Annotated in this window: 13 protein-coding genes; 5 read left to right on the plus strand and 8 right to left on the minus strand. The window is 37.7% G+C overall.

Annotated features, from left to right (window positions below):
* Positions 1–59: 59 nt before the first annotated feature.
* Positions 60–2,423, plus strand: a complete 2,364-nt coding sequence (locus B2O97_RS24475; protein ID WP_286768311.1) for a glycoside hydrolase family 127 protein — start codon at positions 60–62, stop codon at positions 2,421–2,423.
* Positions 2,424–2,522: 99 nt separating this feature from the next.
* Here B2O97_RS24475 and B2O97_RS24480 read toward each other — a convergent pair whose 3' ends face one another.
* Positions 2,523–4,508, minus strand: a complete 1,986-nt coding sequence (locus B2O97_RS24480; RefSeq protein WP_083296137.1) for a glycoside hydrolase family 97 protein — start codon at positions 4,506–4,508, stop codon at positions 2,523–2,525.
* A gap of 267 nt (positions 4,509–4,775) precedes the next feature.
* On the opposite strand from B2O97_RS24480, the gene B2O97_RS24485 reads away from it, so the two are divergent.
* Positions 4,776–5,444: a DinB family protein gene (locus B2O97_RS24485; RefSeq protein ID WP_070570487.1), complete on the plus strand. Its 669-nt coding sequence runs from the start codon at positions 4,776–4,778 to the stop codon at positions 5,442–5,444.
* 4 nt (positions 5,445–5,448) lie between these two features.
* A complete protein-coding gene (locus B2O97_RS24490; RefSeq protein WP_115047829.1) occupies positions 5,449–5,901 on the plus strand; it encodes an SRPBCC family protein in 453 nt (150 codons plus the stop codon).
* 130 nt (positions 5,902–6,031) lie between these two features.
* Here B2O97_RS24490 and B2O97_RS24495 read toward each other — a convergent pair whose 3' ends face one another.
* The 6 genes from B2O97_RS24495 to B2O97_RS24520 all read right to left on the minus strand — a co-directional run bounded on the left by B2O97_RS24495 (position 6,032) and on the right by B2O97_RS24520 (position 12,068).
* On the minus strand, positions 6,032–7,057 hold the full coding sequence (locus B2O97_RS24495) for a hypothetical protein (RefSeq protein WP_286768312.1): 1,026 nt from the start codon (positions 7,055–7,057) through the stop codon (positions 6,032–6,034).
* Between the two features lie 433 nt (positions 7,058–7,490).
* Complete coding sequence (locus B2O97_RS24500; RefSeq protein WP_146753017.1) at positions 7,491–7,805, minus strand: hypothetical protein; 315 nt, start codon at positions 7,803–7,805, stop codon at positions 7,491–7,493.
* 1,503 nt (positions 7,806–9,308) lie between these two features.
* The gene (locus B2O97_RS24505) at positions 9,309–9,845 is read right to left on the minus strand and encodes a hypothetical protein (RefSeq protein WP_286768313.1); all 537 of its coding nucleotides are present in this window, start codon (positions 9,843–9,845) and stop codon (positions 9,309–9,311) included.
* A 55-nt stretch (positions 9,846–9,900) separates the two neighbouring features.
* Positions 9,901–10,536 (minus strand): hypothetical protein, encoded by a 636-nt coding sequence (locus B2O97_RS24510; protein ID WP_286768314.1) that lies wholly within the window; start codon positions 10,534–10,536, stop codon positions 9,901–9,903.
* Positions 10,537–10,640: 104 nt separating this feature from the next.
* Positions 10,641–11,168, minus strand: a complete 528-nt coding sequence (locus B2O97_RS24515; protein WP_286768315.1) for a hypothetical protein — start codon at positions 11,166–11,168, stop codon at positions 10,641–10,643.
* A gap of 279 nt (positions 11,169–11,447) precedes the next feature.
* The gene (locus B2O97_RS24520) at positions 11,448–12,068 is read right to left on the minus strand and encodes a recombinase family protein (RefSeq protein ID WP_286768316.1); all 621 of its coding nucleotides are present in this window, start codon (positions 12,066–12,068) and stop codon (positions 11,448–11,450) included.
* A 235-nt stretch (positions 12,069–12,303) separates the two neighbouring features.
* Here B2O97_RS24520 and B2O97_RS24525 point away from each other — a divergent pair, with 235 nt between their 5' ends.
* Together B2O97_RS24525 and B2O97_RS24530 are read left to right on the plus strand one after the other, a co-directional pair.
* A complete protein-coding gene (locus B2O97_RS24525; protein ID WP_286768317.1) occupies positions 12,304–12,666 on the plus strand; it encodes a hypothetical protein in 363 nt (120 codons plus the stop codon).
* 940 nt (positions 12,667–13,606) lie between these two features.
* A complete protein-coding gene (locus B2O97_RS24530; RefSeq protein WP_286768318.1) occupies positions 13,607–15,232 on the plus strand; it encodes an ISL3 family transposase in 1,626 nt (541 codons plus the stop codon).
* A 328-nt stretch (positions 15,233–15,560) separates the two neighbouring features.
* On the opposite strand, the gene B2O97_RS24535 is transcribed toward B2O97_RS24530, so the two are convergent.
* The gene (locus B2O97_RS24535) at positions 15,561–15,830 is read right to left on the minus strand and encodes a hypothetical protein (protein WP_286768319.1); all 270 of its coding nucleotides are present in this window, start codon (positions 15,828–15,830) and stop codon (positions 15,561–15,563) included.
* Positions 15,831–16,201 lie beyond the last annotated feature (371 nt).

Raw genomic sequence — 16,201 nt, forward strand, 5'->3', positions numbered from 1 at the left:
ACGGCTAACCAGACAAGCTCATCAGATCTTGTTAATAACAAATGATAATTTCAGTCCATATGATCTTCAAAAACAAATTTTTGCACAGTGCTCTCTTAAGCTTATTTAGTCTGGCGCTATCTGCCCAAACAACTTCTCAATTGAATTATTTCGATTTAAGAGAAGTGAGGTTGTTACCTGGGATTTTTAAACATGCTGAAAATCTTGACATCAATTATTTATTGGAAATAGACCCGGACAGATTGCTGGCTCCCTTTTTACGCGAAGCCAATTTACCGCTAAAAAAAGACTCCTATACCAATTGGGAAAATACAGGATTAGATGGCCATATCGGAGGGCATTATCTATCTGCTCTCGCACATATGTATGCCGCTACAGGAGACCTTCGTATTAAGGAAAAACTAGATTATATGCTCAGCAACTTGAGACGTTGTCAGGAAGCAAATGGAAACGGCTACATAGGCGGAGTACCTGGGGGTAAAATTATTTGGACAGAGATTCAGCAAGGTAGAATCAACGCCGGTAGCTTTAACCTGAATGGAAAATGGGTGCCGCTATATAATATACACAAAACCTATGCTGGCCTGCGAGACGCCTACTTGTTGACAGGCAATGAATCTGCAAAAGACATGCTGATTCAAATGACTGATTGGGCGCTTAAGTTGGTCGCTCAACTTTCAGATGCTCAAATACAGGAAATGTTACGAAGTGAACATGGCGGACTGAACGAAACTTTTGCTGATGTTGCTGCAATTACCCAAGATCAGACTTATCTCGAGTTGGCTCGTAAATTCAGTCATCAATCCATACTTCAGCCTTTATTAGCGCTTGAAGATCATTTAACAGGATTGCATGCAAATACACAAATTCCAAAAGTTCTCGGTTTTAAACGCATCGCTGACCTTTCTCACAACGAAAAATGGGCGGAGGCTGTTCGCTACTTTTGGGACAATGTCGTTGAGCAGCGCTCGATTGCTATTGGAGGAAATAGTGTAAGTGAACATTTTAACCCAACGGAAGATTTTTCAAAAATGCTCTATAGCATTGAGGGACCAGAAACTTGCAATACCTACAATATGTTACGGCTCACAAAAATGCTCTATCAGACCGATCCGCAAGGGAAATACCTCGATTTTTATGAACGTGCTCTTTACAACCATATCTTATCGACACAACACCCCGAACATGGTGGATTAGTCTATTTCACGCAAATTCGTCCGGGGCATTATCGTGTTTATTCTCAAGCGCAGACAAGTATGTGGTGCTGCGTCGGATCAGGGATGGAAAATCACGCCAAATATGGTGAAATGATCTACGCATACCGCAACAATGACCTATTTGTCAATCTATTTATTCCTTCACGCCTGGACTGGAAGGAGAAAAATATGGAAGTTATTCAAGAAACGAACTTCCCGACAGAAGCCAAAACAAGCATACGAATGAACCCTAAAAAACCGACGTCATTCAGCTTGTTTATTCGTAAACCCAGCTGGCTCAACACAGCTCCCCATGTGTTGATCAATGGAAAGCCTTACCGCAATTTCAGTTCCACAAATGAGCATATCCAGATCAAACGTACATGGCGAAAGGGCGATATCGTCAGCCTTCAATTACCCATGGGGATACATACTGAGCAGTTGCCTGATAAAAGCAATTATTATAGTATTTTATATGGACCTCTTGTTTTGGGAGCCCGAACTGGACAGGAAGATCTTTTGGGACTTCGAGCCGACGACAGCCGAATGGGGCACATTGCTTCTGGAAAACAAATCCCTTTACGTGATCTCCCGATTCTTCAAGCAGAACCGAACAATATTCCGGCACTTGTAAAACCAATAGCGTCAAAGCCCTTACACTTTACACTCTCAAATCTCTATTTGGGAAAAAAAGATATTCAAATGGAACTAGAACCCTTTTTCGGTATTCATGATTCCCGTTATATGATCTATTGGCCTCAAGCAACGCAGAAAGAATTACTGGCATTACAGGACAAAATGCGCCGCGATGAAGTGGAAAGCTTAGCGCTAGCGGCCAAAACGGTCGATAAAGTAGTCGCTGGGGAGCAACAACCAGAATCAGATCACTTTTTTCGCGAGCAAAATAGCAATGCTGGGGCATTCGGTGATACACGCTGGCGCGATACAAAAGGCTGGTTCAGTTATGTGATGAAAATAACGCCAGAGACCCAACTGGTCGCGATCAAATTGCTGGCAGACAACTCATCCAGGGTAACTGAGGTAATGATCGATGGTAAAACCATCAGTATATTGGAAGACAAGGATGAGAGATCCACCATGAAAACAATACATATACAGCTTCCCATGGAGAGTGCAGGTAAAACCAAAATAGAACTGAAAATTAAGGCCGGGGCAGGATTTACAAGTCACAAGATCCTAGAAATAAGAACTCTTCGTCCTGACTAATGGATCTGGGAGATAACTTCCATTAGTCAGGCGTGATTCACTTAGCCTAGATAATTCAGTTCATCAAAAGTGATTCAGTTCGTCAGAAGAGCGCTTAATTTATTTTCCGATTAAAACAACGGCGCCTTCAGGTTGCAACGTCAATTTGATGGACTTTGTTTTAGAAAGTCGAATCTGCTTCTGTTTTGACTCCCGGGCAATGTTATCGTCGATTAGCTGTACCGCATCTGTACTCAACATGGGCAAATTCACCGATACAGTTTTTTCTTTGCCCTCGGCATTTATCCCCGCTATATACCATGTATCATTCTTTCTCCGGGCAAGTATGACATATTTACCTGGATAACCATCAATAAAAACAGTCTCATCCCAGGTAGTTGGTACCTGCTTCATAAAATTAATCACATGGGTTGGCATTTCCTGTAAATTATTGGGTGTCAATCCAAAATTTTGTACCGGAGTCTGAAATAAAATCGCCGTTGCCAATTGAAATGTTTCTGTCGTTTTGCGGATAGTACCGCCGCTATTCTCGCGGTTATGACGTTTGTTCAGCAAAACCGGGCCAAAATCCATTGCCGCCACGGCATTCCGAATAAAGGGATGTAAAGTCGCATTAAAAGCCTCCGTATCATTTGCATGTTGTGTGAAAATCAAATTTTCAGAGGCTAATACGGCTTCACTGCCCACGAAATTCGGATACATGCGCTCCCAACCACGCGGTAAAGTACATCCATGAAATATAACGGTTAATCCATAATCATTTGCATCCGAAAGAATATCTTCGTAAAGCTTCAGTGTTTCTTGTTTATCGCCTCCAAAAAAGTCGACTTTGATTCCTTTAATGCCCACATGCTGCATCCATTGCATCTCGGCTTTACGTGCAATCGAAGTATTCATTTTATTTTTTGGCGTCTGAGGTGCGTCGTTCCAGAATCCGTTCGAATTGTACCACAGACAAATACCTACGCCCCGCTCCTTCCCATAAGCCACCAATTGTTCAATTTTCTCATGGCCGATCTTTGTATCCCACCAATTGTCGATCAATACAAATTCATACCCCATTGAAGCCGAAAGATCAATGAACTTCTTCTGGTCTTCAAAATTAATACTCCCGTCCTGCCATTCCAACCAGCTCCATGTCGCCCGTCCGAATTCGTATTTCTTCGATGCCGGATACTGCGGTTCAACAACATCAAACGGAATGGTCGTTTCCACAATGGGTTTTAGGTTGCTTCCGACAGTCAGTGTGCGCCAAGGTGTATAACCGGGTAATGAAATTGTGGGAGCTGCACGTCCAATGCCATTGTTCTCCCCTTCCTCCGGAAAAGAAATGCTATAAAGGCCATCCTTCGTGCCTTCGCTTAACTTGGATGCGCAATATGCACTTGATACACCCGTTTCCGAAACAAGTACCCATCCCCGATCTCCAACATGAAAGAGCGCAGGAAAAGTATAGCCAACACCATACTTCGAAGGTACGCCTAGCGCCTGATCTGCCTGATACTCCTCTTCGTAACTTGGTTTTGTTTTCATCCAGCCTATCATGGGGGAAGCTTGGGCTGTTAAAAATGTTGTTGTAACGAGGGGAAATTTAAAGCCGCTATTCTCCTTTATCAATGCAAAGTTGGCCGGCTCGCCCACCTGAGGCACATAATATCGGAACGCTATATTGTTGTTGCTAACACGGAAAGTAACCTCGATCTGCTGCTTTGAAGTATTCTCCAACACATAACGCAATTCATTCGCTTTATACTGTACCTGACTGCGTTTGATTTTTGGCTCGATATAATTGGTCAAAATTTCACCTCTTTTTTCTGCTATAGGACGCAAATTATCGCTTAAATTTATCGTCTTGCTTTGAAGCCCAAGCGGTGAAGCTTCCAACATTGTCTTTCCTTCCAGTTCAACCTGATAAAATAGATGACCGTTTTTCAGATCCAATTTAACGGTCAAAGTTCCGTCCGGACTCGATACCGATGTCTGCTGTGCTGCGGCAATTGTCCCCAACAAAGATAGCATACATACCAAAGCATAACGTTTTACTGGTAAACGTTTAAAATAGCGCGTATAATTATGATTTAACATAGATTAACTCAAATAGTCGGTTAGTTATTCTGTTAAAGATAAGGTTTTATTTTAATAAATGTACAAAAAACACTTATTACAGAATACGTATTTTATCAGGTTGCAATCGACTGCGTCAAATAGGAATCGTCGTCTAATCTGGGAAGGCGCAAACGCAGCTTTTCTCGTCCTATGAGAAGATATACCAAACAAAAATTCCTTATAATTGTAAAGAAATAGTGACATTTATTTTACGATCTTAAAACGTATTAAACTATGAATCTAATTATGAACATGATAGCACTTGCCAGCATAGCAACTGCTACCTTGGCTCCATCATCTGCCAAATCAGGGTCATTGCTCGAGCAAAAGGACCAAAACATTACGCTGATAGAAAAAAAACAGGCTTTAAAACACGATTATGTTGGAACCGACTCGCTATTGCAATATTTTAACCAAACAACTGCGGAGCTTGAAAAGCAGGTTGCGGGTTTAAGCGAAGCGCAGCTCCAATTTAAGCCAGCGCCCGACAAATGGTCGATCAGTCAATGCCTTGAGCATATTATTCGTTCAGAACGAATGATATTTGACATGGCAAAAAAGGGCCTGGATCAAGATCCACAACCTGAAAGGAGAAAAGAGATCAAGATGACCGACGACAATCTAAAAAATGCACTCACAGACAGAAGTCACAAATATCAGGCACCCAAGGAACTCCAACCAGAGGGAATTTATAAAAATGTGAACACCGCTTTGACTGATTTCAATGCCGCTCGCCAACCCGTGCTTGATTACATCAAAAAAGCTGATGCGGAAGATCTCAGAAATCACGTCAGCGATTCCCCAACTGGTCCAATTGATGGTTATCAAGCCCTGATGTTTATTGCTGCGCATTCTGCACGTCATACCAAACAGATCGCTGAAATAAAAGCCGATCCCAATTTTCCAAAACAATAGAAAGATGAAGAAATTAACTTATCAAATTAAGATCCATGCGCCTGTGCCGCGGGTTTTTAAAACAATGCTTGACAAAGAAACCTATAAACAATGGACCAGTGCATTCAATCCAAGTTCAGATTTCGAAGGCATCTGGGACAAGGGGCAAAAAATTCATTTTACAGGCGTCGATGAAAATGGTGAAAAAGGCGGAATAGTAGCAGAAATCGCCGAATACATTCCAAATTCATATGTGTCTATTCGGCATCTTGGTATCCTAGACAATGGCCAAGAAATTTTATCCGGACCAGCTGTCGAAGATTGGGCTGGAGCATTAGAAAATTATTCTTTTTCGGACATCGAAGGACAAACATTATTGAATGTAGATGTTGATACAAACGACGAATACATCGATTACTTTAATGAGGCTTGGCCAAATGCTTTGCAACGGCTAAAGGATATTAGCGAAAAGGAATAGGTGAAATACCCTGCATATTGAAGAGCTTTGCGAAATCAATGCGCAAGTCAGAAGCTTGTTGGCAAAAGTAAAAACGGCACCTAGATCTGGATGCCGTTTTTTTATCTTGCCGATGCTTTTTTTCGTTCGTTTACTTTTGTTTTTTGACCCGAATGTCAAATATATTGTAATACCGTAGCGTGCTATAGTCCTTCAGGCTCATAAAGTCATAGGTAAGTGGATAATTAAAGATATTTTCCGTCTGACTCACATAAAGGAGCATATCGCGGAGTGCTATTCCAATAGCCTTGGCTCCTTTCGGATACTGAATAAAACTGTTCTTGCCGCCGCCCCGATAGTAGATCAGCAGATTGCTGCAATCGAGGACTTTGGTATCTACATCATCCAGTGTTTTATTTTCCAGTATTTTGTCTATTGCCGTATTGAGGCCTGCCCGTGTTGAATCAGTTTCACCCATCAGAATCATATGGGTACCATAAGTCACCGAAGCAAGCACATAGGGAGAGTAACCTGCTTGGGTCAATACAGCTACCTCCGATTCCGGATAAGCATCATAATACTCTGTGTGGTCAATATAAATTGTAAGCTTATTGACTTTGCCTATACGAAGCGTGCTGTTTTGCTTACTGATCGTCGTTGAGTCGGCATGTTTTACAAGGGATAATGCCTTTTTTACATCCTTCGAAATACCGAGAAATCCCTGTATTTCGGCGTAATCTCCAAAACTGCTCGAAGTAAAGTTCATACTACTTGCCTGTTTCGACTTTTCAAACTTATTGGCATAAGCAAGACCATTTTTATAGCTGGGCTCAAAGAATCCCATATCTACGGAGAAGTCATTGTAAGACAAGAAATGGAATTTTACTTTTTTCGCTTTTGCTTCCAGGCTTTCTAGCCGTGGGCCTTCAAGGGTGTCTTTGAGACTCCAAAGTCCGCCCAGGAAAACCTTTTCATCAATATTATCATCAGAGAAAAGCTCGCTCATCTGAAATTGTATTTTCCGAATTTCGTACTTATCAGGAGGAACAGTGGGCTCATTCTTGGTGGTATCTGAAGGTGCCACCTCTGGGGGCTCTACGTTTGGCTCGATGGGATCTTTTGTGCAACTTAGCCATATTAGTGCGCTAAGAAGAAGTAAAAAATTTCTAGTGTGCATATTGAAGTTCTTCAGTTCCAAATTCGGTTATCATTAAAAAAGGTTAGCTACGCTTTTTTATCTGATAAATTAAATATAATAATCTAAGATAATGTTTTTTTACATCAGTCCAACACGTACCATCCCGTTATAGCATATTTTTACAATTCAAATCAAAACGCTTCAACCTCGTTAAACGAAAAACAAGGTAATAACTTACGCGATAAGACTACCAGTAGTTGATCACAAATCATCAAAGCATACCCTTCCTAGCGTATTATAAGCGAAAAAGCGGGTTAAAGACTGAATTTTCTGCACACCAAAAAGACTTAACAGTCTAACCATTTAGGGCGAAAAAAAAGCGGGGTTTTCACCCCGCTTAAATTAATCGTTTGTAACAGCGCGAAAACGCCGAAACCTATCTGCCGGTTGAAACCAACAGGGATCGACTGCATTAAACACCCCAAAATGCCCTACATGCTTTAAAGAAAGATCCACAACCACCATTTGTATAGGTGTCTGAAGTATGTGTACCGACCAGTTGCGCCGTGTCATAATCATAAAAACTCAACACAAAAATACAGTGTGTCAATTTTCCTTCGCTTTCTTTGACCTCTTCGGTGACTTTCACGAGTGTATTCGTGTTAGGAAGACGGTAAGTCGTTGTCTTAGCATTGACATTTTCTTTCGGTGCCTTTTCCGTTGTCTTTGCAGAAGCGGCTGTAGATAGCAGTGCAACAGCCATCAAACTCATCATTAATTTTTTCATTGTTTCTATCTTTTTATTAAACTATAACATGCTTTTGAAGCAAGCCTTTATTTTATGGAAGTAAAAATAAAAACACCATTAATTAATTTTGCGGTTATTTATTATCTGTTGCAGTTCGTTCAATATTCGTGGTTTTTAGTCTATTATTCGCAATACAACTGTTTGTTAAGGTGATCTTAACCGCAAGTCCTATTTTTACAAATTGCATGTCTCTACCATAATTTATATTTTTAGAAATCTGATTCAAAATATTCTGTGGTTCAGCTGCCTAATTATTACAGCATCGGACAAATTCGGTAACAATATCCAAATATGCCGGCGCAAATGGCGGTAAAATTAGGGTAGCGAGCTGCAAACATTATTATTTAAAAGAAAATGGAAAATAATCGAGAAAGCAGAAAGATAAGGGACAAACAAAGAAAACAAAACGATAGAGGTTCTCGCGGCTTACACATGATTTGGCGCGTTACCATACTCGTTTATATTGTTGTCCTACTCTATTTTCTAGTTACTTGTGGCGGTAATGGCGCTAACTGGTTTCCCGGAAAACCTATCTATACAAGATAAAGACCACGAGCAAGTTACAGAATAGCTTCTTATAAGATTTAGGTCCATAAACATCAAAACGACCTCGGTACAAAACAACAGATAGGCAATAAAAGGGAGCAAACAGACTGTCAAAACGACTACATTTGGACTTTATTACCAAGAAAACTAGCCAAACTAAAGTCCGACAAAAACTATCAGTTACGAACCTGGTACCAGCAAGGTATACTCCTTTAAAATCATCCACATACAGCCCTGAATGGATTAAGACCTTAGTTCTACGCTAAATAATCTTTAGTTTCTTAACGCGTATTTTATATTCATTCAATGTTTGAAAAGCGGGAAACAAATAAGGCTTTATTATTCTCAAATTTATCATATGCCTTCAGCTTGATCCCAAAAAATCGAACTGTGCTCAATTGCCCCTATGATCTGAGTGACAATATTTTTGTTCATAAAAAAAGGAGACAACTATTGACTAGTGTCTCCTTAAGTGCCGGTCAGCATACTTTTTTCACATGATTTTGAGCAAGATTTGAAGAATTTGTTGGAGGCATTAAGCTGAAGATTTCTTTATTATTTGCTTCCTTATTTAATGTAAAACTTAGTATATTTTAAACCTTAATACTCGTAATTCCAATGGATATTCCGTAGGGGAATCGAACCCTACCTGCATCAATCTATTTATCAGTAATTTACAAACCTTTCATTCACCTGCTCACCGAATAACTCACTGGTTTGATATACGTTTTAGCTGCAAGTGCTATAAGTTAAATTTATATAAAATATTTGTTAATTCCCAAATTGGTATTTAGAACAATAAACCGTAAATATAGTTAATTAAAAAGGTTGGTTTGATGGAACTTCAAAATTTTAACATGTAAAATACTCATACCATGGGCATCTTCTAGTTTATATAGATTTGGCTTCATACTTTATCGTTTCTGAGATTTATTGTTAATAATTGTGTTCTATAAATTTCACTAGCTGCATTACAGAGAAGTCTATCTTCATTATGTATTCATCTTCTCCGGCATAATCCCTTAATAATCTATCAGAGAATCCCCAACCTCCATTTTCTTTTGCTTTTTTTAATACTTGGCTTAAAGGATAAAAAGTATATCTATATTTACCTTTGTTTGATTTTGATGACGGTAAACATTCTTTTGTATCACAAATAATCCAATATCCTTTATCCTGTCCGAACTTAACAGCAGAGTAAACAGAATTTGTGAAACTAGCAATATATTCTGCTTTAGATTTCCGTGAGATACTTCTAATCAATATTGGTTTTGTTTTAGGAAGAAAATTTTTCAGTACAATTTCCCATACATCATAATAAGCTTTGAATTTTTCAGAACGATCAGTTAAGATCCAGTTTCCAATAAATATTCTAGTGTCATATGTAGGTGGGATTCCTTTATCAATAATGTCTATTAAATTTTGAGCTATTTCCTCCTTTTTTGACTTACTCAATCGGTAATAATCTTTCATACTTTTTTCTATCGTTTTTTGAGAGCATTCAGGGCAAAAGTTGGTTAAAACTCAATCAGTCTAGCCCCGGTTTAGATAATTTGTTAATATCATATTCTGTTTTCGATACATCTGTCACATTATACTCAATCTTGTAACCATAAGTACCTTGACTATCAAATAACCTTTTAAACATAAGACCAGATTGCCGAGTAAATTTATTGCCGTCTTTTTTAACAAAATATGTTATACCATTTCCATCTTGCTCACCGAAATTAATGCTTTGAGATTCAACACTTTTAAGTATGTTAAAAAAAGATCTTATATGTTTATCAATGTTTCGGTATTCTTTTTCAGCGATATGTTTATATTTTGGATCAATATAAAAAATGTCTAACTTTTTATCATAAAGCGTTCCTTTATAAAAAATTAAAGTAATTTGATCAAAATTTACACCTTCATATTTAATAGCTTCTCTAATACCATCTAAAAAGACATCAGATTTATAAGTTTTTTTTACTGAGAAATCTACTAAATCAGATTCCATGAACGATGTTACATCATATTTACTTGAATTTAAAGGGATTTTATAAAAGCTCTCAACAACACGGGTATTTTGTCCGTAAACAGATGTTTTAAATAATAAAAGAAGGACGGTAATAATAGTAAATTGCAAGTATTTCATGAAAATGATTGTAATTTTTTTACTCATAAAATCGTTTTTTGAGATTAGTGATTTTTTTAAAAATTAAATATTTGCTAAACTTTTTGGTAAACTCGGGATTAACATTTTTTTTGGAATCGTGATGATAATATTTAAAAATAATTGACCTCATCAATATCCTGCCAAAGTCTTTTTAGTTCAAGCAATATTTCACTAGCTGTTATAAGTTCTTTATCCAAATCCCGAGTCGTATAACGCTTACTATCATATCTTGAGTATTGTATTCTATTTGAACTGCTTTTAGTTAATTGCCATCTATGATCTGAGCAATAAATACAAGTTTCATTGTTTTCAATTGTCACATCAAGCCAAACACCATGTATAAAACTGTTTCTTAATCTTTGTAACGGTTTTAGTTTTGAAACAATTTCCGAAATTCTTTCCTCTTCATAATGTCGAAAAGATGAAAGCTTTTTTATTAGCTCCAAATTGACGTGAAGTGAATTTTCTTTGATTAGAAAATGATTAATCAATTCATCATCGGAATTTATAAGTTTCTCAATAATATGAGTAATTAGACTTTCAATTTCTGAAAATCGAACGCTAAGTAGGCCAATTCTTGTATAAAAAGGTGTATTAATTTCGCTTAGCTCTTGTAATTCGTATTTAAATGGACTCATTGCTGTTAAGAAGATAATTAACTAATTTTTCACATTGTTTATTGAAATTTATGTTACTTTTTTAATATCCAAGGTCGGTTCTTTAATTCATCTTTGTTCCAAGGATTAGGTTTACCAGCATTTTTTTTAGAGCCTTCCTCTTACTATTAAAAAGATTAGGATAGATCGCTTGCTGTTCTTCTGAGAGGCAATATTCGCTATTTATTGATATTAGATAATTAAGATTCGAGCCGAGTTTGCGATATACCGTATTTTTTACAATAGTCAATAGCTTTCATTTTAAACCGTTTTTTGATATTTATTAACTTCCATATTTTTAATTTCATCATTAGTATGCTTGTCGAGAATTTTAGCATAGCGGTAAAAGGTTGCTCGAGACAATCCGAGTGGTTCGTAAATTTCCTCCGGAGTTTTACTCAGATCTTTATAAAGAGGGCGCATAATTAATAACTTCCTTATTGTTTCCTTTGTAAAGCCTTTCGGTCTTCCTCCGGTTCTGCCCCTCGCTCTAGCAGATTGTAAGCCTGCATTTGTCCGATCTCTTGTCAACTCCCTTTCATATTCTGCAAACGAAGCCATTATATTTAAAAACAATCGACCATTACTTGTGCTGGTATCTACACCATCGGTCAAACCTTTGACAATTATCCCTTTGTCATTTAAACCTAAAACTAAATCAATAATATTCTTTAGGCTTCGGCCTAATCTATCCAATCGCCATACATACAACTCATCATCATTCCGTAGATGCTCAAGCATCTTGTCAAGTTCTGGTCGACTCTTGGTCGATCCCGAAATTTTCTCTTTATATATTTTATCGCAACCTGCCTTTTCCAAAGCTTCAATTTGCAAATTCAAATTTTGATCTCTGGTCGAAACTCTTGCATACCCAATTTTCATATTTAGTTACATTAAACTCATGTCATATAAATTTATGAAACAGTGTTTATTGATACAAGTTTTTGAGACAATATATTTTAAAATTAATCATGCTAATTTAGGATATCGAATAATCTTAATAAACCAGCGTTTAACAGAACCAGATTACCAATCATTAAATAGGTGGGGAAAAAATTTCTGGTTTAAATGAACTTGATTTGATAATTTATGTTTTGTAACTTGTTAAGAAAAAATTATGGCAATTAAAGCAGTGGATGGGTTGGATTTCAAAGATCAGAAATCTATCCGGATCAGATTTCAAGAATACAATCCAAATGGGAATGGAAGACCGTACGAGGAAGACCTAACTGAAGAAGGATATCACGCAGATAGTATTGCTGATTTACCAATTCCAGGTGATTATTTAGGCTTAACTGTAGATAGGTTTATAGATGGCCATGGAGTAAATGCTCGGTTCGAGAAAAAAGGCATAATATTTAAAGTTCTTACCAGACTTTTCGATTTTCAGGTCTTTGATAATAAAGATATAATCCTATGTAATATCGTTGTTCAAGAAGAAACCGATCAAAATATTGTTGGCAGGTTAATTAAAGACTAGCAACATGTGTTAATTCTAATTGAATACTTTGAGCGCTGTAAAACAGCATATGAAAGTCAGCGTTTTTGCGAAATGTAACCCCATAATAGGACGATACAAAGGAGCAAGCAGAAGTTGGGCAAAGCCCTACTTCTCTCGCCCCATTTGCCAAAAATGGGATTGTGAGTATCCTCTGGGAATACTCTTAAGCTCAAAAATAAATCCTTAAGGAGATTTCGAACTGTAGAAAAAACGCCTTAATGACGCTATATACTCACTTTTTAGCCTAATATGAATAAAATACGAAAATTTTTGCATCAAAAAATCGAACTGCGCAGGTCGTTTTTAACACTCTGAATGACAACATTTTTGAGCATAAAAAAGGAGACTACTATTTAATAGTGTCTCCTTAAGTGCGGTCAGCATACTTTTTTCACATGATTTTGAGCAAGATTTGAAGAATTTGTTGGAGGCATTGAGCTAATTCTATTTTGATAAATTTATTTCATTACAAATCCTAATACTTATCCTGAATGGAGATATATTGTAAATATTGATGTTATCCCGATAAAACTCACTTTAGATTTAGAAGTGATATTCTACCCTCATGTTTCCTAATATCAAGTATTGCTTGATGATAATAATCAGGTGCAACATGATTCGAGAAGACCTTTAAATTACCAATATTTTCATTGTTGATTTCTACAATAATTGCGTCAAAATCTAATTTGTATACATTTTTTAAGGTCTTTAACTTTGATGACAATCCGTTTGTAAAATGAGTATTATACAAACTCGTCTTAAAATAATCAATTAATAAAGCTTCTGCTATTTCTGTTTGCTCATTAATTCCTGGTTGAAAATCATTGATCGCTTCAATGCATATTCCGATGATGTTGGTTCTTCCCCACTTTTGGTGGTAATACCATCATATTTGTCTTCAATTAGCGTTCATATTTTAATGAATGCATCAAAACTTGTTTTTTCGGACGATGGTGATAACTTCAGGATTATATCAGTAGATAACCAGCAAGATGTACTGGTAGTTTATGTGCAGAGTACTACCCAAAGTGCTGTCTGCCCAAACTGCTGCATCACTTCGAAAAGAATCCACAGCTATTACACCCGCAAGATCACAGACCTTCCTGTCTTCGGTAAAACTTCCAGAATTATTCTTCGCTCTCGTAAATTTTATTGTCATCAAGACGAATGTCCGTTCAAAATATTCACCGAGAGGTTCGAGAGTCATTTCAGGCCATATAAACGGAGGACTGAGCGTCTGGAAAGTAAGATCAGACAACTTGGGCTTCTTGCCGGAGGAAGGCCTGCTCAGCGGATTTGTACCATATTGTCGATACCCACGAGCGATACGACTATACTACGGTTGATTGAAAAATGCGATTTTTCACCAGCAAAAGGTGTAACCGCCATTGGCGTAGACGATTGGGCTTACAAAAAAAGGAAAAGTTACGGTAGTATTTTGGTCAATCTCCACACAGGGAAAGTGATAGATCTATTACCAGACCGTGAACAGGAGACATTGCGTAAATGGCTACAGGAACGTCCAGAGATTGAAGTAATGAGCCGGGATAGATACAGTAACTATCGAAAAGCTATTACTTTGGGTGCTCCCCAATCTATCCAGGTCACCGATCGTTGGCACTTGTTGAAAAATTTAAGTGAGGCGGTACAGAAAGTTTTGATCAGGCATTACAGCAAAGCCACAGCTTTGTTGGCCAATAAGCAGTTGCGGGTTGACGATCAACAAATAGCTGAAAATCAAAGCACACTATCTGAAAACAGAAGCTCTCCGGATTCAGCTCATGGCGGGATCCGCTTAAAGCGGTTTGAGCAACTGAAGGAATTACAGAAAAAAGGATATTCCATACGTGCCATGGCACGGCATCTGTGCATGCACAGACAAACCGTCAAAAACTATCTGGACATGGAGACCTTGCCCCGGAAATCTCAATGCAAGATTAATCCGCTTGAAAAATTCTTTACGCATATAAAAAAGCGTATGGAGGAAGAGCCGAGCATATTGATCACCACATTGTGGCAGGAGCTCAGAACCCAAGGATATAAAGGAGCCTATTCAACTTTCTCAGAAGGCTTGAAATTCTATGGGATCCGAGTGGGCAAAAAAGCTGGGTTCACTAAAGAATTACCGAATCATGGTGCAGCAACTTTTAAACCATCATCAGCGGCGATATGGTTTCTGTCAGATCAACAAAATCTGTGGGATGACCAACGGAATATCATCCGCGAATTATGCAAATCCTCCAAAGAGCTGAATAAGACTTTTATCCTAGTGCAATCCTTCCGTAAAATAATGGCTGAGAAGTCGGGCGATACAAAATTGAGGGAGTGGATCGAGAAATCAAGCACCTCGGGACTAAAAGAAATAGCATCATTCGCAAAAGGACTGCTCGCCGATTGCCCCGCTGTTGAAAATGCGCTCACCTTACCATGGAGTAATGGTCCCGTGGAAGGAAACGTGAACCGACTGAAAATGATTAAGAGGCAGATGTATGGTAGAGCGGGGTTTGACTTATTGAGGAAACGTGTAGTATACGCTCCGTCTTGACCACCAAAAGTGGGGAAGAACCAATATGCTCCGGAATATAAGTTGTTAAACAGAAAGATATTACTTGGAGAGGTAAAAATGCCTCCAAATATCATACTGATTGAACAACAAAGGGGTCATTATCTGACGGAATGCCATGCGATAGCAGCGCTTAAACAAACATGATATCCTAAATTATGTCCGGAATCAGGGGGGCAGCATGCTCCGGTATATGCATTCAAAATGTGCTTTAGCCTTTGGCCCACGTATTTCAGCATATTTTCCAATATTCGGAATTTGGAGAATATCCTTCTGCATCTTGAAATTATATATAATAATTGCAACCTCCTTAAACATTAGCCAAAATACGTTCCAAAGTTGAGTGTCCGTCAAGTCTATCAATAGCGCAATCAGATGTTCCTTTTCCAACGTAAAGGACTTCATGGTTTGAGATTACATCTGGAATTCCCTGCAATAAATGAACAAAATTTGATATTAGGGTTGTTGAAACAAGATTTCCATTTTCATCATAGTTTAAAATAGAGTTATAGGGATAAGCTGAAACTTTTACCCGGCCTCCAAAATCTGCTATTAATCCCGGGGGTTTCAGCACCATCATTTCGAAATTTCAAGTCAAATTTAAATTGATCACCATCTTTCTTAAATGTTTCTGGTACAATCGAGATTATAGGCCTACTGCAAATTAAATAGATCATACAATTCCTCAATCTTTCGGTTATTTCTGTAAAAAATCCATCCAGTTCATTTCTATCAGCAAAGCGATAAAGAAATCTATCATGAGAACGAAATCGAAGTAGAACCGAAGAAAAATATTTAGTAGGTTTCATAGGAGCTAAAATACTCAATCTATATCAGAAATATTAAAACTGTCCAATACTTTGCAATTTCAATCGCATTGTTTCTTAAAAATAATATATAATTTATTTTAGCATTTTTATCCTATGGAAGCACTGATTTTTTTTCTCAAAC

Source organism: Sphingobacterium sp. UBA865 (assembly GCF_002295765.1).
Taxonomy (GTDB): Bacteria; Bacteroidota; Bacteroidia; order Sphingobacteriales; family Sphingobacteriaceae; genus Sphingobacterium; species Sphingobacterium multivorum.